17 protein-coding genes are annotated in these 18,689 nt (G+C 41.7%); 10 read left to right on the top strand and 7 right to left on the bottom strand.

Annotated elements, in window-relative coordinates:
• From treR to C6W18_RS16515, 3 genes are all read left to right on the top strand, one after another.
• Positions 1 to 717: a trehalose operon repressor gene (gene treR / locus C6W18_RS16525; RefSeq protein ID WP_034323502.1), complete on the top strand. Its 717-nt coding sequence runs from the start codon at positions 1 to 3 to the stop codon at positions 715 to 717.
• Between the two features lie 84 nt (positions 718 to 801).
• Positions 802 to 1,236, top strand: a complete 435-nt coding sequence (locus C6W18_RS16520; RefSeq protein WP_105928281.1) for a terpene synthase — start codon at positions 802 to 804, stop codon at positions 1,234 to 1,236.
• A 487-nt stretch (positions 1,237 to 1,723) separates the two neighbouring features.
• The gene (locus tag C6W18_RS16515; protein ID WP_105928280.1) at positions 1,724 to 2,716 is read left to right on the top strand and encodes a Two component regulator three Y domain-containing protein; all 993 of its coding nucleotides are present in this window, start codon (positions 1,724 to 1,726) and stop codon (positions 2,714 to 2,716) included.
• A gap of 65 nt (positions 2,717 to 2,781) precedes the next feature.
• On the opposite strand, the gene C6W18_RS16510 is transcribed toward C6W18_RS16515, so the two are convergent.
• Positions 2,782 to 7,062, bottom strand: coding sequence for a multifunctional 2',3'-cyclic-nucleotide 2'-phosphodiesterase/3'-nucleotidase/5'-nucleotidase (locus tag C6W18_RS16510; RefSeq protein ID WP_105928279.1), 4,281 nt, complete (start codon positions 7,060 to 7,062; stop codon positions 2,782 to 2,784).
• Between the two features lie 254 nt (positions 7,063 to 7,316).
• Here C6W18_RS16510 and C6W18_RS16505 point away from each other — a divergent pair, with 254 nt between their 5' ends.
• Positions 7,317 to 7,835 (top strand): type 1 glutamine amidotransferase domain-containing protein, encoded by a 519-nt coding sequence (locus tag C6W18_RS16505; protein ID WP_034323495.1) that lies wholly within the window; start codon positions 7,317 to 7,319, stop codon positions 7,833 to 7,835.
• Positions 7,836 to 7,966: 131 nt separating this feature from the next.
• Here C6W18_RS16505 and C6W18_RS16500 read toward each other — a convergent pair whose 3' ends face one another.
• Positions 7,967 to 8,182 carry a DUF1128 domain-containing protein gene (locus C6W18_RS16500; protein ID WP_034323493.1) on the bottom strand — a complete coding sequence of 72 codons (216 nt, stop codon included), beginning with the start codon at positions 8,180 to 8,182 and terminating at the stop codon, positions 7,967 to 7,969.
• 77 nt (positions 8,183 to 8,259) lie between these two features.
• The gene (locus tag C6W18_RS16495; protein ID WP_105928278.1) at positions 8,260 to 9,615 is read right to left on the bottom strand and encodes an alanine/glycine:cation symporter family protein; all 1,356 of its coding nucleotides are present in this window, start codon (positions 9,613 to 9,615) and stop codon (positions 8,260 to 8,262) included.
• Between the two features lie 173 nt (positions 9,616 to 9,788).
• On the opposite strand from C6W18_RS16495, the gene C6W18_RS16490 reads away from it, so the two are divergent.
• Genes C6W18_RS16490 through C6W18_RS16480 form a run of 3 tightly spaced genes read left to right on the top strand, consistent with a single transcriptional unit; the run spans position 9,789 to position 11,449 of the window.
• Positions 9,789 to 10,259, top strand: coding sequence for a low molecular weight protein-tyrosine-phosphatase (locus tag C6W18_RS16490; protein WP_105928277.1), 471 nt, complete (start codon positions 9,789 to 9,791; stop codon positions 10,257 to 10,259).
• A gap of 20 nt (positions 10,260 to 10,279) precedes the next feature.
• The gene (locus C6W18_RS16485) at positions 10,280 to 10,603 is read left to right on the top strand and encodes a hypothetical protein (protein WP_105928276.1); all 324 of its coding nucleotides are present in this window, start codon (positions 10,280 to 10,282) and stop codon (positions 10,601 to 10,603) included.
• Between the two features lie 27 nt (positions 10,604 to 10,630).
• A complete protein-coding gene (locus C6W18_RS16480) occupies positions 10,631 to 11,449 on the top strand; it encodes a YihY/virulence factor BrkB family protein (RefSeq protein WP_105928275.1) in 819 nt (272 codons plus the stop codon).
• 208 nt (positions 11,450 to 11,657) lie between these two features.
• Here the strand turns inward: C6W18_RS16480 and C6W18_RS16475 are convergent, their stop codons facing one another.
• Positions 11,658 to 12,839 carry an MFS transporter gene (locus tag C6W18_RS16475; protein ID WP_105928274.1) on the bottom strand — a complete coding sequence of 394 codons (1,182 nt, stop codon included), beginning with the start codon at positions 12,837 to 12,839 and terminating at the stop codon, positions 11,658 to 11,660.
• Positions 12,840 to 12,914: 75 nt separating this feature from the next.
• On the opposite strand from C6W18_RS16475, the gene C6W18_RS16470 reads away from it, so the two are divergent.
• The 3 genes from C6W18_RS16470 (at position 12,915) to C6W18_RS16460 (ending at position 15,274) form a co-directional block, all read left to right on the top strand.
• On the top strand, positions 12,915 to 13,292 hold the full coding sequence (locus C6W18_RS16470) for an OsmC family protein (RefSeq protein WP_105928273.1): 378 nt from the start codon (positions 12,915 to 12,917) through the stop codon (positions 13,290 to 13,292).
• A 64-nt stretch (positions 13,293 to 13,356) separates the two neighbouring features.
• Complete coding sequence (cax, locus tag C6W18_RS16465) at positions 13,357 to 14,424, top strand: calcium/proton exchanger (RefSeq protein ID WP_105928272.1); 1,068 nt, start codon at positions 13,357 to 13,359, stop codon at positions 14,422 to 14,424.
• A gap of 67 nt (positions 14,425 to 14,491) precedes the next feature.
• Positions 14,492 to 15,274, top strand: a complete 783-nt coding sequence (locus tag C6W18_RS16460) for a YfkD famly protein (RefSeq protein WP_105928271.1) — start codon at positions 14,492 to 14,494, stop codon at positions 15,272 to 15,274.
• Between the two features lie 377 nt (positions 15,275 to 15,651).
• On the opposite strand, the gene C6W18_RS16455 is transcribed toward C6W18_RS16460, so the two are convergent.
• From C6W18_RS16455 to yfkAB, 3 genes are all read right to left on the bottom strand, one after another.
• Positions 15,652 to 16,371, bottom strand: coding sequence for a YebC/PmpR family DNA-binding transcriptional regulator (locus tag C6W18_RS16455; protein WP_034323471.1), 720 nt, complete (start codon positions 16,369 to 16,371; stop codon positions 15,652 to 15,654).
• Between the two features lie 228 nt (positions 16,372 to 16,599).
• Positions 16,600 to 17,436: a mechanosensitive ion channel family protein gene (locus C6W18_RS16450; protein WP_034323469.1), complete on the bottom strand. Its 837-nt coding sequence runs from the start codon at positions 17,434 to 17,436 to the stop codon at positions 16,600 to 16,602.
• 7 nt (positions 17,437 to 17,443) lie between these two features.
• A complete protein-coding gene (gene yfkAB / locus C6W18_RS16445) occupies positions 17,444 to 18,565 on the bottom strand; it encodes a radical SAM/CxCxxxxC motif protein YfkAB (protein ID WP_034323466.1) in 1,122 nt (373 codons plus the stop codon).
• Between the last annotated feature and the right edge of the window lie 124 nt (positions 18,566 to 18,689).

Genomic DNA, 18,689 nt, shown 5'->3' with positions numbered 1-18,689 from the left:
ATGAAAGAGAATAAATTTCGAGTGATTTATGATCAGCTCGCTAGACGAATTGAACAAGGTGAATGGCAGGATAAAGGCATCCTCCCATCAGAGCATGAGCTGTCCTTGATGTACGATACGTCCCGGGAGACGGTGAGAAAGGCATTAAACATTCTTGTACAAAATGGCTATATCCAAAAAATCCGCGGGAAGGGCTCTGTATTGCTGAATCGGGAGAAAATGCAGTTCCCTGTCTCAGGTCTTGTCAGCTTTAAAGAGCTTTCGCAAACGCTTGGCCGGAAGACGGTCACAACAGTTCATGATTTTGGTTTAATCAAACCGGATCAGTATATTCAGTCTCAGCTGAAAATAGGTGGGCAGGAAGACGTCTGGGAAGTTATTCGTTCTCGCAATATTAGCGGGGAAGAAGTCATTTTAGACAAGGATTACTTTTTGCAAAAGCATGTGCAGACACTGTCTAAGGACATATGTGAAGGATCGATCTACGAGTATATTGAAGGAGAACTCGGTGTATCGATTAGCTATGCCCAAAAGGAATTTGTGGTGGAGCCATGTACAGAAGAGGATGCCAAGTATCTTGATTTGAATGGGTTTGACCATGTAGTAGTGGTGAAGAATTATGTGTTCTTGGAGGATACGAGTCTATTCCAATACACAGAAAGCCGTCACCGATTAGACCGCTTCAGATTCGTCGAGTTTGCAAGAAGAGAAAAGTAGAAAAGTAGACAGGGCCGAGGCTCTGTCTATTTCAGGTTTTAGGGAAACAAGGGGAACAATTAGAGCAACAATCTAGGAGGACAAATGATTAGACTGAATAGACCATTAAAATTAAGAGATTTAGAAATTTTTAGCGTGATGAAAGATCACAGGATTTTATGTTATGTCATCATTGAAGACACGCGAAAACCGTTTACGGAAGAAGATAGAAAATTAGAGCCGTTATGTTATATGGATGAAGAAGACATTCAAGCGATTTTGAATGTGTTTCATATTTCAATTATCAGTGATGAAACATTAAATGAAGTAGATTTAACCCTTGTGAAATCGTACTTTGCTGAATTTGTGAATAACACGAACTTAACGAATTTCATTACAAGAGAATATGTTCAAGAGGATTTATATGCCGTTGATGATGAAGATGATATCACGTTCTTTAATAGAATGCTGCGTCATATAGGGTCAGATGATGTGAAAGAATTTGATGACCGTAATTGGATTTATTTATCCCAAGATTGATAGTGAGATGCAAAAAGGACAGAGCCTAAGCTCTGTCCTTTTCTTTTAAGAAGACATCTTGATTCGTGTATTGAAAGTCATTCAAGATACGTAAAAATCCAATGATATCAAAAGATAATGTGGTTATCAGCGGAAGTCACCGATTTGGAAACCATTTTACCCAGTCTGATACTTATTCCAGAAAATGAATTATTCTAGAACATGAAGACAGTATGCAAAAGAGTTTCTGCTATTAAATTAGTAGAAAAAAAGGTTGCTGGGTCTCAAATTCTGTATATTATTTTGTAATGAAATGATAATATATATATAGGATTTAGGGAGGATGTACTAATAGAAGAAAAATTTGAAAATCGAATAGGTGTATTCTATTTTATAAAAAAGTGCATTAAAAGAAGATCAAGAAATTGAAAGTAAGAACGAGGAAGTAGTGTCCCTCCTAAATATAAAAGAAAATAACATAATGAAAAATTTTGTGGAGAGTGAATGAATGTTTAAGGATGAAAAAACTTTCGATAGTGAAAAGAGTGTAAAGTATGTATTTAGAAAATCTTTCAAAGAAACAGATGCGCTTGTCATTGTCTTTTCTGCATTCCAAAAAATTGGTTCACCACCTAGCTATAACTATGTTCGAACGATAGAAGAGTTTGATTGCAATAAATTGTTCATATTAGATGATTTCGGGGCAAGGGCTTCTTATTATTTGTGTGAAAATAGGGACTTTTCGATTGAACGCTCGGTAATAAAATTGATCAAGAAAATCATCGAAGAAAATGACATAAAGACAGTCATATCTGCTGGATCTAGCAAAGGTGGATACGCTGCAATGTATTATGGAATAAAATACGGATTCGATTATATAATTTCTGCTTCTCCGCAATATTTACTAGGTGACTATTTACTAGAACAAACGAGAACGAACGAAGTTGTAAAATTTATGGCCGGGAATGACTTAGAGGGAGATCATATTTTTTTAAACACGATAATGAAAAATATGATAATCAAAACTCACAACAAGCCAAATATTTTGATACATTTAGGTAAAGGCGAAATGCATTATCAAAAACATGTACTGCCTTTAACGAAAGATCTAGATGATGCTGGATTACAATATAATCTCGACCTAGGAGATTATGATAAACATAGTGATGTAGCAAAGGCTTTTCCACCAATATTAAAGGGGAAAATAAGGGAATATATAGGATACCCAAGTCTGGATATTGAGATTCAAAGAAACAGTGTTGATGGTAGTTATAAATTTATTGCAAAAACAGAGACTGATAATAAAGTTGCTTGGTATGTCTATCAAAACAATAAAAAGATAGATGCAAAAAACTATTCACTAGACAAATTTTATGATTTAAAGACAACAAATCATGGGGAATACAAAGTTAAGGCATTTGCACAAAATGAGAAAGGGCTAAAGGTATCTTTATTTTCCGAGCCAATCATTATTCAAATGGAACAAACTATTCAGTCGTAATTAGTTAAAGGAAGACAAAATCATTGCATCAAAAAAGGACAGAGCCTAGGCTCTGTCCTTTTCTATTAAGATGATACTTTGTTTCGTGTGCGCTTGCGCTGGTAGTAATAAAGGATACCGCCTGAGGCGAGCATGAGCAAGCCAATCAATACAGCCGTATACATCATCGTTGCCGTATTCGGCAGTGTGCCGCCTGGTAGCCCGGTTCCATCTTGGCTTGGATCCGTTCCGCCTGGTGCCGAAGTCCCGTCGTCTTCACCGGTTTGATCTGGGGCCGTTCCAGCGGCTTCACTTTGATTGAGCACGGTGTATTCGCTAAAGTGTTTGGTTTCACCTGATACGACCCCGTTTTCGAACGATCCGTTACTTGTTTTAGCGTAACGATTTTTCTCACGATCCACATAATAAACACCTGGTTTCTTCGCTTTTTCAGGCGCGTCTAATGTAAAGAACAGTGTGACGGGATCTTTAAAGGTAGACACATTTTTCTGATCTTGTTTGATTTGGAAGTCATATGTGTCGGTTAATGCGTTTTTCACCTTATCTGTTTTTGCCATCCGTATATCTGCACTTTTCTCTGACAAATTGGAAAGCGGTAATTCTAGTCCCACTTTGTCATGATAGATGGTGACGTTTGGATCTTGCTCTCTTTTCTTTAGCTCGGCTACTTGCGCTTTTGATAGAGACAATTGAACGTTTTTCGCCTCGCTCGCTTTGTCTAAATAGAGCCATGCTTTATTTGTATGCTGCACATACGTTTGGAATTTCTCATCATCTTGAATGTCATAGGCGCCTTTTCCTTTCACACGAGGAAGGAACACTTCTTTCACTCGATGGTCGATGATCGGAGAAATATGGCCGTCTGCCTTTTCAATTTGCTCTTTGAAAATTTCATAGTCAACATAGCCTAAGTCTTCTCCATGAGAGGCTTCAGTAAAGACGCTGTAGCCGTCACCGCCTGTGCCAACAAATGCGTTTGTTGCCACGCGGTATGTTTTTTTATCATCAATGTCAGTCAGTTTGCCATTTTGATCTTTCAATTTGACATCAATTAGTCTGCTGCCAGCTGGTTTACTGAGTGTAAACGTGTATTCAATGCCAGCTACATGAGGGAATGCGCCTCCACCTTCTTCAATGCCTGACAAACCTTGTTCAAGCGCTTTTTTAATTTGACTGCCTTTTAAATCTGCGACATAAAGTGTATTTCCGAATGGCATCACCGTTAAAATATCACCTAATGTGATATCTCCTTTTTCAATGCTGCCTCGAATACCACCGCCGTTTGTAATGGCAAGGTCAGCTCCAGCAGATTCTTGCGCTTTCTTCAGCATGCCATCTGCAATAAAGTTTCCAAGATTCGTTTCCTTTGCACGGACGTGCTCACGCTGTCCATCTAAAAGGACGTCGGTCGTCCCGACTTTTTCGGTTTTTAAATCTTGGATATCTGCCTTGTACTGATCAAGAATCGCCTTTGCATCTGCATCTTCTTTTACAGAGTCATCGATTGTGATGAGGTCAAAAGAAGATTCTTTTGGCTGTACGACTCCTTTTTGATCAAAGGCGACATCTACTTTACCTAAAAATTGTCCATAGTCTTTTACTTGCGCAACAATTGTTGGTTCTTTTTTATTGACGACCTTTAATTTTTCAACAAGGGTATGCGTGTGACCGCCAATGATGAGATCAATGCCGTCTACTTTTTGAGCCAGCTCAAGATCACGGTTGTAGCCAATGTGTGTTAACGCTATGATTTTATTGATTTTTTCTTCTGTTTGAATGGTGTTGACTGTTTCTTTTGCTTTCTTGTACGCATCTTTAAATTGAATGTTAGGACCGCTGCTGGATGTAATGGCTGTGTCTTCAGTCGTTAAACCGAATACGGCCACCTTTTCACCGTTTACATCGAGCAGGATGTAAGGGTAAATCCCAGCTTCTTTTTTCTCACCAGCTTTAAATAAGGCTGGTTTTTTCATTAAGTCACTCAATTGTTTTTCCTTCGAGACATCCACGTTTGATGACACGACCGGGAATCGAGGCTTTTCAAATTGATGACGGTTTTTCGGATCGACATCTGATGCATCACCTGTCAGGAATTGACGGAGTACAGAAGGACCTTTGTCAAATTCATGATTACCAAACGTCATGGCATCGTATTTCATTAAGTTCATCAATTTCAGATCGGCAAGTCCTTGCCACTTTGTGAAGTACAGGTCACCAGAGAAGACATCTCCAGCGTCTAATAGAATATTGTTCTTGTTTTCAGCACGGACTTCTTTGATCTTTGTTGCGCGTCTTGCCGCATCATCAAGGTGTGCGTGTGTATCGTTCGTATGCATCACTGTTAAATTCCAGTTGTCTGATGTAGGCGGTTCTGTTGTGCCATCGTCTGTAAAGGCTAGCTTGTACACACCAAGACCATCTGTACTTGCGTTACGAATAAAGTTTACGCTGCTTGATTCTTTAGCAAACGGTTTGGCTAAAAGAGAAGATTCAAAAGTGACTGTTGCGCCTTTGATCGGTGCAATAGACCAGTTTTGATCTGCACTTGGGTTGATCGTTTTTTGTTCGATAATATAATCCATCAGTACTTGACGGTTCTCATCTGCTGAGGCAAGCACTACTTTATCTTGCGTCAGGTGAGGGAAGCCTCCGCCGCCAGAAGCACGATAGTTATTTGTTACGACTAAAAATTCTTGATTATCAGAGACGGTTTTCCCGTTGTAAGACAGGTTTTTGATGCGGTTGGCATTGGCGTTGAGAAGTGTGCCTGTTGTGCTGTATTTAGCAGGCTGCGTCACATCGACTTGGTATGTCACGCCATCAATTACATCAAAGTTATACGAGCGGTATTCCTCGTTTAAAATCGGCTGTTCTTTTGCATCGTTCGGTTTGATCTGATTAAACTGACCGGCAGACATTTCTAACCAGTCTTTCACTTCACTGCCTTTCAGTTTCACAATCTGCACAGTGTTATCGTAAAGGTAGAGATCGCCGATATTCTTAATCGCTAAATCTCCTTTTGCGATATTTGTATAATAGTTTACACCGTTTCGGCCGCCGGCTTTAAACGGAGCACCTGCAGATAAAATCGGTAAATTTTTATACGATGTGTCCTTCATTTTTTCTTGTGCATACCATTTTTGGGCATCTGTCACAATTTGAATCGAAGGGTCATCCATCACTTGAGCGAAAAAGCTATTAATGTCTGCTTCTGTTTTGCCAACAGGCTTTCTCACGTAATCAAGTGTGTTTTGATGCGTTGTTTGAATGGCGTCTTTTACGGTACTGTTTTGAGATGATACTCCGGCAACAGATTCGATCTTGCCTGTTCCGTCTGTGACCTTCCAGTTGCTGCCGTCAGGCTCTAGTGTTAAATCAATGACCCCTAGGTAGCTGCCCCAGTTTTTTGACATGACGACTGGGATGCCGTTGATGGTTCCTTTTGAGACATTGAATTTGTCGACGCCGTTATATTCAGCGCTTGGGAATGTGCCATGCTGGTGGCCTGATACAATAGCATCGATGCCTTTTGTTTTCGTGGCAAGGTCAAAGATCATATTTTCTGACCCTTTAGGCGAAGCGGTTTTTTCAATTCCAGTATGGGCAAGAGCGACGATGACATCTGCGCCTTTCGCCTTCATTTCAGGGATGGTTTCATTGGCAGATTCGACGATATCCTGCACTTGAACTTGTCCATCTAAATGTTTCTGATCCCACGTCATAATTTGTGGTGGGACGAATCCTATGTAGCCAACTTTCACAGTTTGAGATGCTCCGTTTGCATCTTTAAAGGTTTTATCTTGGATCACATAAGGCGTAAATCGATGTTCTCCATTTAACTTTTTGACGTTCGCATTAACAATCGGGAAGTTAGCACCGGCAATGGTACCGTCAAGGAAAGATAAGCCGTAGTTAAATTCATGATTGCCAAGAGTTCCTGCGTCGTATTTTAGTTTGTTGAGTGTATGAATAATGGGATGAACATTTGATTGATTGATGATGCTGTCTTTCTCATTTTTGTAAACGTATTCTCCAAGAGGGGTTCCTTGAATCAGGTCTCCGTTATCAACAAGGAGTGTATTAGGATTTTGTGAACGGTGCTTTTCAATGAGCTCGGCTGTTTTTGCCAAACCGAATTCATTTGTTTCTTTGTCGCTGTAGTAATCGTAATTCATCATGTTCGCATGAACATCGGTTGTGGCTAAGATGCTGACTTTTACGGCTTTGCCGTTTTCTGTTTCTGCATGAGTAGGTACTGCTGGGAGAATGAGACTAATCATCATAATGGAAGTGAGCAGAATAGACAGGTTTTTCCTTCGTTTAGACCTATGTGCTTGCTTCTTCACCTGATCTCCGCCTTTCTAATTTTTTTGACCACAATACCTATTGTAGAAATGTTTCGTTAACTTTTGTAGTTATTTTTTGCAGATTATTGTAAAGATAACATAAATCATACGAATTACCTTGTTAAGGGAAAGGGAATGAGTCTAAATACTTATTTTTATCATAAGGGGTTTTCTGATAGGGATAGGATGTTTGATTTCATCGTGCCCGGGTATAGTGTGTAGTGTAAACGATAATCAAGCAGGAGGGTTTCTACATGGGTAAGAAAATTGCAGTTGTATTAACAGATTACTTTGAGGATGTTGAATTCACCGAGCCTGCAAAAGCCTTTAAAGACGCAGGTCATGACATCACAGTGATTGAAAACGAAAAAGGAAAAACAGTTAAAGGGAAGCAAGGAGAAGCTGAAGTGAGAGTGGATGCGTCCATTGATAACGTGAAGCCAGAAGACTTCGATGCACTTCTCATTCCTGGCGGTTTCTCACCAGATATTCTGCGCGCAGATGATCGCTACGTCCAATTTACAAAAGCATTTATGGACGAGAAAAAACCAGTATTCGCGATCTGTCACGGACCGCAATTGCTTATTACAGCGAAGACGCTAGAAGGCAGAGGGGCGACGGGGTATACATCCATTCAAGTGGATATGGAAAACGCAGGCGCTAAATTCAAAGATGAAGAAGTCGTCGTTTGTCAGGATCAGCTTGTGACAAGCCGTACACCAGACGACATTCCAGCATTTAACCGTGAATCATTAAAACTGCTTGCGAAATAAGCAGAAGTAGTTAGAGCATAAATAAGCCAGCACTTATAAAGTGCTGGCTTCAGCGTGTAGACAAACCCTCGCATTCTGTGTCAACACGAGAAAAACTGCTCGAAGACTACAGAGCAGTTCCTTTTACACAATTATTTTCTTAAGCTTTTCAGCTCGCTTGCGATGGCTTGCATTTCACTTGGGCTGAATGAAGATTTTTTCATCACCATTTGGTGAAGAAATTCGATATCTTCGTACTTGTCTGGACTGAAGTCCTCGGCTTTGATGACTCCAATGTTCAGCATATTTAACTTTTGCGAAATGTCTTCAATCAGCTGATTGACTTCAGCCGCTTTTTGCTCTGACAAGGGCGGCACGTCCTTTCCTACATGTGTGTCGAATAATATGTCTATTTTAACAGAAATGCAAAAGAATAAAAGGGCTATTAAGACGATACTGAGATGTTTTTCTCCTTTTTTTCCTGCTTGATCTTATCAATGATTCGTTTAGATTCAAACACCACAACCCCTGATAAACCGATGAGCCCAATTAAGTTTGGAATGGCCATAAGCCCATTTAGCATATCTGCCACACCCCATACGAAGTCATTCTTAAACACGGCTCCGAAAAAGACAGCGATAACAAACACAACGCGATAATACATGACATACGAATCTTTGGCCAAGTATGTAAAGCATTTTTCTCCATAATATGACCAGCCAATGATCGTTGAATAAGCAAACAAAAGTAACCCGATTGCCACAATGGTTGAACCAATTGGACCTAGGAAATGAGCAAAGGATAAAGAGGTCAGGGCATCACTTTTTTCCGTGACATACATATCGGCCATGACAATGGTAATCCCCGTAATCGAACAGACAATCATTGTATCAATAAACACTTGGGTCATCGACACAAGCGCCTGACGAGCTGGCATATCAGTTTTTGCTGCAGCCGCAGCAATTGGTGCAGACCCAAGTCCTGCTTCGTTGGAAAATACCCCTCTCGCCACACCCCAGCGGATCACAGTACCGATAGCGCCGCCTGCGACGGCTTGACCTGTAAAAGCATCAGAGAAAATAAGCCCAACTGCACCTGGGACAAGATCCGCATTCATCACAAGAATGATCAGTCCACAAATGACGTAGAATAAAGCCATGACCGGTACAAAAATAGACGTCACACGGCCAATACTTTTAATGCCGCCTAAAATCACGAGGGCCGTAAAGGCAGTAATGATGATGCCTGTCACCCAAGTTGGAATATGAAAAGTTGAATTCATGACCCCAGAAATTGAATTTGATTGAACGAGATTCCCAATCCCAAAGGCAGCACTGGCGCCAAAAACAGCAAACAGCACCCCAAGCCATTTTTGTTTTAAGCCATGCTCCAAATAGTACATAGGACCACCAGACATTTCGCCTTTTTCATTTTTAATGCGATATTTGACTGCGAGAACGGCTTCAGCATATTTTGTCGCCATTCCAAAGAACGCTGCAAACCACATCCAAAACACGGCGCCTGGTCCGCCGGCAATGACAGCAGAGGCAACCCCTACTATATTTCCCGTTCCAACAGTTGCAGCAAGAGCTGTCATTAATGCTTGGAAGTGAGAAATATCACCTTCTGATGTCTTATCTTGCTTTGAAAATGCAAGCTTGAGCGAATATGGAAGCAGCCTGATTTGAATGAAGAGCACGCGAAAAGTAAGGTAAATCCCTGTCCCCACAATTAAAAGCAAAAGCGGCGGTCCCCATAATACATCATTGATATTGCTGACCAACTGTTCAATCCATCCCATGTGTATCCCCCTTTGTTTGTACAATTCTCCTAAAGTGTCACCTTTTTTTGTATAATGTGTCAATGCCGATGAGAGTTTTTCTTGCAAAGTTTTCAAAAGAAAATGGTCTTGATATGATAGGGAAAAGGTTTTCGAAAGAAACTCTTAGGGAAAAGATAGGAGGAGAATGAAGAATGATTCATGTATTATTTGTGTGTCTTGGCAATATTTGCAGGTCGCCGATGGCAGAGGCCATGTTTCGAAAACGAGTAGAAGATGAAGGGCTTAGCGATCACTTTGTCATTGATTCAGCAGGCATTGGCGGCTGGCATCAAGGCAGTCCTCCGCATGAAGGAACAAGAAAGCTGCTTGATGAAAAAGGCATCAGCTATGAAGGAATGACCGCAAGACAAATCATAGATGAGGATATCACCTCATACGACTATATCATTGCGATGGATGCTGAAAATGTAGGGGCACTCCGCAGTATAGCCGGCTATGGGAAACATCACTTTATTGGCCGTCTTCTCGACTTTGTAGAAGACGACGATCGAGATGATGTGCCAGATCCTTATTACACAGGGAACTTTGAGGAAGTACATGATTTAATTGAAACAGGAATTGACCGTTTTTTGACGTATGTAAAGAAAGAGAAACACCTTTAACTGAAAGGAGATCAGATGAGATGGAAGAGAAAAATCAAATCGTGCTTCGAGGGGCTGTCATAGGCGCAGCCTGCGGCGTATTGCTGACATTATTTCATCGGCCAACAAGAATTGCACTAAAAGACAAATGGAATGACTGCCAGCAAAAGCTGGATGAATACCGCCAGGAGCCGGGCAGAGTGTCTGCTTGCATGAAAGAAAAAATGGAAGAAACGAAGCAGTTAATGCGAACGGTCTCAGATGATTTATCATTTTTAAATGAACAAGTGAATCAGTTAAAGGAAACAACCCCAAAAGTATTAGAGATTATTGAAGAAACAAAAGATCACTTTCGATCGAAATAGAAAGATTGATCATTGGAGATGAGGCGTATGGGTTTTGTTAAAGCGTTAATTGGACGCTTTTTGCTGCATGAAGGACCGGCAAAATCTGCTGAGCTTGCGTACTTCTTTTTACTTTCATTATTTCCGTTTCTCATCTTCGTGCTGACGCTCGTTGGATATTTGCCGCTGACGTCGAAGGATGTCCTAAGCGTCATCTCTGGTTATGCGCCAGAGGGGGCGCTTTCGATGATTGAATCCATTGCCGAAGAGACGCTGAATAGCCGGAACGGCGGATTATTGTCATTCGGGATTATTGCCGCCCTTTGGTCTGCATCTAACGGCATTAATGCGGTCGTCAGAGCGTTTAACCACGCTTACGAAGTTGAGGAAAATCGTTCCTTCATTCTCGTACGTTTAACATCGATCATCTTAACCATTGCGATGGTTCTTACGATTATTTTTGCCTTGATGCTGCCTGTCTTTGGCAAAGAGCTTGGTTTATTTGTTGCCAAATTAGTCGGGCAGTCAGATGCCTTCCTCACCATGTGGACAGCCATGAGATGGATCATTAGTCCGCTGATTTTAATGATTGTTTTTACATCCTTATATTATTTTGCCCCAAACATCAGGCTGAAATTGAAATTTGTTCTGCCAGGCGCCATTTTTGCGTCGGTCGGTTGGATTCTGGTTAGCATGCTGTTCTCATTTTACGTAGGCGAGTTTGCCAACTACAGTGCAATGTACGGTAGCATCGGGGGGATCATCATTTTGATGATCTGGTTTTATTTAACCGGCATCATGATTATCCTCGGAGGCGAGCTCAATGCGCTTTTACATAAGCGTAAAATCGTACCAGGCAAGCTCTAAAGAAAACCGGGCATCCTAAAGAAGAACGAACTTGTTCAATCTTATGGATGGGGGAATACCGAATGTCCAAACAATCGAAAAAAGGCGGAAGCAACACAAAACAAAACAAAGGCCATCAGCCAAAGCACAAAACAAGCGGTAGTGCGAACGGGCAAAATGGATATCATTAAATGAAAAAAACTCCTCTGCATAGGCGCAGGGGAGTTTTTTAATTAGTAATGGATTCATTGGGAGTTTCAAGCACTGCCGTTGTTCTCCCAAATCGAACGCAACAAAACACGAATAGAATCACGATGCTGACAAGGTAAAGTAAATTCATCCCCTCAAACGTTTGAACAAAGATTCCTCCTAGAACCGGTCCAAGAATACTGCCTGCACTAAACGCCATCCCGCACATTAAATTACCGGCAGGAAGCAGATGCTTTGGCAATAAGTCGGTCATATAACTGATGCCGAGTGAGAATGTAGAGCCTACAGCCATTCCGGCAATAAAGAAACAGATCGCAACAGCCAAAACGGATTGAATGAAAATTCCTGCCAAAAGGAAAAAGAAGGATCCAGCGAGTGTGACACATAAAATGATTCGGCGTCTGCCAAACCGGTCGCTGAGCATCCCGAGAGGAAGCTGAAATACAATGCTTCCAATGGCAAAAGCAGGTAAAATAAACGCAACAGCATCTACAGTCACCCCGCTTCTTAGTGCATACACAGGGAAGTTACTATTGAGCGTCGTTTCTAAAAAGCCGTAGCAAAAAGGCATCATAAAGGCCACCCAGCCAAATTGAAAGGCTTTTTTGAAGCGCTTCAAACTGTTTGTTTGCTCTGACGTCTGCATTTCGCCTGTATCTGGATATGTATTTTTTAAAACAAACACAAGCAACCAAATACATAAGCTAACAGCACCAGACACGATAAAAGGCAATGATGGATTGATCTCAATGAGTGGCGTTAAAAAAGGCCCAGCGGCAAAGCCGAGTCCAAAGGATAACCCGTACAATGAAATATTCCGTCCGCGATTTTTAGATGACGAAGCGTAGGTCACCCACGTCTGTGTGGAGAAATGCAGCATATGGTCACCAATGCCAATCATAAGCCGCAGGAAGAACCAAACGACATAAGATTCAAAAAAGACAAAGCTGAACAAGCTTAAAAAGACAGCAGCGCCTCCAATTACGATTAACGGCTTAAAACCAAAACGGCGAAGCGGCGCTTCCATAAAAGGAGAGGCAAGCAACACGCCGAGATATAAGCCTGTGGCATGTAGTCCGTTTAACGTAGGAGAAGTGCCAGCATGTTCAAAAATAATGGATATGACAGGAAGTAACGCTCCCTGTGAAAAGCCAGATACGGATACAAGTAAAATTAAAATCATAAAGTGAATTCTCGGCATAAGATGCTCCTTACAAGTTCATGCTTTCATCGTACAATGGAACCATAGGGGTTTCAATAGAAAGGTGGAAAAGGAATGAAGCTGACATACGAAAATGATCGGTGGGTGGCAAATACTGATGATGGACAACTACATATTTCACGAAAAGAAGAAGCTGGATACCGGCCATATCAGTTGTTCACCTCAGCCATTGCAGGTTGTTTTGGAGAAATGCTTACTCATGTATGCGGGAAAAAACGAATATCCTATGAAGGGCTGACCATCACACCTGAAACGACAAGAGAAGGAGCGGCCAACAAAATCTCCCGCATCCACTTACATATAATCTTTGAACGCATCAGTACCTCTGATGAACAAATAAAAAAAGTGATGAAGCTTGCGATGAAGCATTGTTCCATGGTGCAATCCGTTAAAGGAAGTATCGACATCACCATGTCACACGAGCGAATCTAAATGTATACGATGCCGGTCCTCACGAAAGAATAACAGTCAGACATATGTAAAGGAGAATGGCTGTATGAATCGTTTGTTTCTGGTAATTGTCGCAATCGGTGTTCCGCTATCTGTCATTGGCAGTTTTCTTCAATTCCCGCAGGTTGTCATGTTCGCCGTTTATTGTATCGCCATTATTGGTCTTGCTAGTTTTATGGGAAGAGCCACAGAAAGTCTTGCCATCATTGCGGGACCAAGAATTGGTGGACTATTAAACGCCACATTTGGAAATGCAGTGGAGTTAATCATTTCGTTTTTTGCTTTAAAGCAAGGGCTGACTGCCATTGTACTTGCTTCATTAACTGGATCGGTCATCGGGAATTTACTGCTCGTGGCAGGGCTGTCTTTTTTCGTTGGGGGGTTAAAATATAAGCGTCAAGAATTCAATGTCCACGATGCAAGGCACAACTCTGGCTTGCTCATGTTTGCCATCATTGTGGCGTTTGTCATTCCAGAAGTGTTTTCTATGGAGATGGCAGAGGATAGACAATTCGTTTTAAGTATTGGCATTAGCATTGTGATGATTTTGCTTTATGTCGCAGCGCTTTATTTCAAACTGGTCAGCCACCGCGGGGTCTATGTCGCCAAGCAGGAGAGCATGAACGGTAAATCAGAGACGGAAGAAGAGACACCTGAATGGTCCGGGAAGTTTGCCACTGTGATTTTACTGCTTGCGACGGTGGCAGTTGCGTATATTTCAGAGCGGCTCGTTCATACATTTGACACGGTGGGAGCACAATTTGGCTGGAGTGAGCTGTTTATCGGGGTCATTATTGTCGCCATCGTCGGCAATGCAGCAGAACACGCCTCTGCTGTCATCATGGCGTATAAAAACAAAATGGATGTGGCAGTGGAAATTGCCTTCGGCTCAACGCTTCAGGTCGCCATGATGGTGGCGCCGATCCTTGTCATCAGCTCTCTTTTTTTCGAAAAGCAGATGCCGCTGATTTTTTCCTTACCGGAGCTCATTGCCATGGCATCCTCTGTCTTACTGACGGTCATTCTATCAAATGATGGTGATACGAACTGGTTTGAAGGGGCCACATTACTTGCTGCCTATTTCATTATGGCGATTGGATTTTTCCTTTTATAATCTTTTGTGGATAAGGGACGTCTTTGCGGAAAATACTATGGAAAAATGAATGAGAAAGAGTGATGATATGAAAAAGATGCCCCGCATCATGTTTGTTGTTCTCTTATCCTTAAGTTTTCTATACAGCTTTCCAGCAGAGGCGGCTAAGCCGTTTAAGGTTCCATCCTCTGTCGCCAGTATTTCAAAGGAGAATACGTATCCGAATGCGTCACAGGATCAGCCGCTGCTTCAGCCGAGCGAGCTGACAGCCGAATTGTTCAAAACAACGAATGTACCGATTGAGAATACCCATTTGATCAAAATGCTGAATGAATCCAGCATCTCAGGAACACCTTTAGCTGTTGGATACCGGGCGACCATCTTTCTTGGAAGATGGGCACTGAGCTACGATTCAAACGAAACGGTGGCCAACTGGGAATACAAAAAAGTGAATACGAATCACATTGATAACAGAGGCGGCAACAAAACAGCCATTGGCAAATACGTTCAAAAGCAGCAAGTCAAAGTGAGCGGCGGGCTCACAGCAAAGGTACCAAACCCAGAAGATGTGAAAACATTGATGATGCAAAAAGCCATGCAAAAAACAAAGCTACCGCTCGCCTTCGACACGATGATTGGCGCAGGAACAAAACGAGATCAGTCCTACCATGTTTCTCCGAAAAAAGCAGCATCCTTGCATGCCTACGCCCCAGCCATTAACGAAAAAGGGAAGGTCACATACGGGGAAGTGTACCTTGTGCTAAAAGGGAATAAACGCAAACTTGTCGTGAAAAATGTGACTTCACAAGGAATCGGCGCTTGGATTCCTGTTCAGGATCACCTGACGTTTGGGTTTCAAGGGATGAATTAAAAACAGTCATCTCCTCTTACCAAGGGGGAGATGACTGTTTTTTTTGATTAAGATGTCCTATCTTTTTTCTTTTTCATTTCATGAATGTAAAAATCAAAGGCGTTATATAAATACCATACAATGAAAAAAAAGAGAATGACTTTAGTGAATATCGTCAAATTGTTGAAAATAAAGCATAGGCCAATATAAGGGAGGATCATAAAGCCAGAATACGAAAACCACCATGTTTTAAAAATGAAACTCAACCCCTTGGTTATTTGTGGAAGCGACTCTATTTTCATATTACATGGTCTTGAGTAGAACGTAAACCTTACCTAGACAATAAAAAAGCCAACGCAGAAGTTGAATGAATCCAACAACTACGATGGCTTAGCTGATTATTCCCCTAAATCCACATTATGATAAACCTGCTGCACGTCTTCAAGCTCTTCTAATACATCGATGAGTTTTTCAAATTGTGCTTTAGATTCCTCATCTAATGTTACTTCGTTTTGTGGAAGCATTGTGATTTCGGCGACAGTGAATTCTTCGACACCGGCTTGTTTGAATGCTTCTTGTACGTGATGGAATTGATCTGGCTCAGCGTAGACGATGACCGTTTGATCTTCTTCCATGATGTCACGTACATCAACGTCTGCTTCCATTAAAAGCTCAAGCGTTTCTTCTTCACTTTTTCCTTCGACACCGATGACAGCTGTTTGGTCAAACATGTAGGCAACAGAGCCGCTTACGCCCATGTTTCCACCGTTTTTCCCAAATGCCGCACGAACATCTGACGCTGTACGGTTCACGTTATTGGTGAGGGCATCAACGATCACCATTGATCCGTTTGGACCAAATCCTTCGTAGCGCAGCTCATCAAAATTCTCTTCCGCACCGCCTTTGGCTTTTTCAATGGCACGGTCTACAATGTGTTTTGGGACACTATATGTTTTTGCACGTTCTAGGACAAAGCGAAGTGCTTGGTTTGATTCTGGGTTTGGCTCACCTTGTTTGGCAGCCACATAGATTTCACGCCCGAATTTTGCGTAAATACGACTTGTATTGGCATCCTTTGATGCTTTTTTTTCTTTAATGTTGTTCCACTTACGACCCATCTTATTCACTCTCTTTCACTTAGTAAATACACAGTATGAGGGTCCCCATGCTGCATGAAATCATTCTGCTCTCTATTATACATGAATTAGTCAAGTGGATAGAAGTAAGAGGGCTGAAATGAAGAGAATTCCTTACCGGATGTGTCCAAGCTGTTCAAGCGTCTCATGAGGTCTAGTCAGCTCGTCACACTTCATTCATAAACAAAAAATAACCTCACAAGAATGAGGTTATTTTGCAGGCTGAGGATACACGAGATCTTCAAGCAATTTGACATCGTGCTCATGAAGCTGCTTGATGATTTCTTTACGTACAGCGAGGGCGGCTTCGAAGTATTTTTCATCTTCGACCATCCCTTTCACAGTGATTTCTATCCCGCGATTGAGCTTATTGAGGCCCATAATTCCATGAACCTGAAAGGGTTCAATGGCGTTTTGGAATTCATCTTTTTTGAGAAAATCATGATGCATTTGATTCAACTGGTCACAAGCTGATTCGAGCGCTTGAAAGGCGATGTCTGGGTTCTGATTTGCACTAATTAACACCGACTCTGTGATACGCATGTAATGTATGTTGTAATTTTGAATTTGCCGGATGTCTCCGTTAGAAATGGTTAACAGCTTGCCGCTCCATTCTCTAATTTGCAGAGAACGGAGACCAATTTCTTCAATGGTTCCATTAAAAAGATTATTCACCGTCACATAGTCACCTTTATGAATCTGACGTTCATAGATCAGGAAGATGCCTGCTAAAATATCACGAATCAGCGTCTGGGCGCCAAAACCGATGACGATCCCGGCAACACCAGCACCAGCAAGAATTTTTCCAAAGTCATGAAAGAAAAGAGAAATGACATAGAACACAAAGCAAATCGAAGCTGTGTACTTCGTCACAGATTTGACCAAGCTCTCGATCGTTTTCTTCTTCTTATCTTCAATAAACTCCGTTCGTTTAAAGAAAATCTGAAGGGCTTTGTTGATGATAAAGACGGCAAGCCAAAGAACAAGTCCAACAATTAGAATTTCAATGTATTTGTTCTTGACCACTGTCAGAAATGTATCGTCCATTTATCGGTTACCCCCTGGCTGTACGAGAAGTAAAATCAACATCTTGATAATAGCTGTTTTTCACAAGAACATTCGGACCAAGGCATTGCACATTTGGACAATGACAATTCAGCTCTTTCGCTAATTTTGTGTCCATCCAGCGTGTATATGCAGATTGCAATGTATCGGTTTCAATGTTTCCAAGCGGCGGCGTATCGCCAAAGTCTGTCACAATAATATTCCCATCAAAAATATTTACATTCAACCTTGAGCGGCCGTCAGGATCATTTCGTACAGTAACATTTTTCTCCTGGCGCAATCGCTTCAGGAGGCGCTGGTCTTCTTCATTTGTGCTGCATGAATAAAATGGTAAGGTGCCAAACAGCATCCATGTGTTCTCATCACGAATATCAAGCAGCTGATGAATTGCATCACGCATTTGCGGAAGCGTTAATGACTCAAGTGCACTAGCGAAATCGCTTGGGTACATCGGGTGAACTTCGTGGCGCTGACATTTCATCTCCTCCACGATTTGACGATGGATGTGTTCAATATAAGGAAGCGTGCGCTTATTGAGCATGGTTTCAGCAGATACTGTGACACCAGCTTTCACAAGCGCCTGACTATTTTCGATCATTCGATTAAATAATTTTTCACGCTGCTGAAAGGTTGGTTTTCTATCCATCATCGCAAAGCCGACCGTTGCAAACTCTTCGACAGTGCCCCAGTTATGTGAAATGTGAAGAACATCTAAGTACGGAATAATCTCTTCATATCGAGCCAAATCTAGTGTTAAGTTTGAATTGATTTGTGTACGGACGCCGCGTTCATGGGCATACTTTAATAAAGGGACGACATATTCCCGCACAGACTTGAGAGAAAGCATTGGCTCTCCGCCTGTAATACTTAGTGAGCGCAAAAGTGGGACTTCATCTAAACGGCGAAGCAGCAAATCAAGTGGCAGTGCATGTGGGTCCTTTGGCTGCAAAGTATAGCCAACCGCACAGTGCTCACATCTCATGTTACATAAAGTCGTCGTCGTAAATTCAATATTTGTCAGCTTCATTTCTCCGTAATCCTGCACATCGAGATAGGCTTCCCAAGGGTCGTATGCAGGTGTGATCGGACGAAGTGCTGTTTTTTGGTTCATGGTATCTATCTCCTTTTCATTCGGGTAAACGTAGACCCGCCAACAGTTAATTTTAAGCCCCATGACCGTTATACGCAAGGGGGGAGACAATTGATTTATAAGGGAAAGAAAGATAAGCTATAAA

Origin of the sequence: Bacillus sp. LLTC93, from assembly GCF_002993125.1 — a bacterium.
Taxonomy (GTDB): Bacteria; Bacillota; Bacilli; order Bacillales; family Bacillaceae; genus Bacillus; species Bacillus zhangzhouensis.
This window is presented reverse-complemented; position numbering and strand designations above follow the sequence as displayed.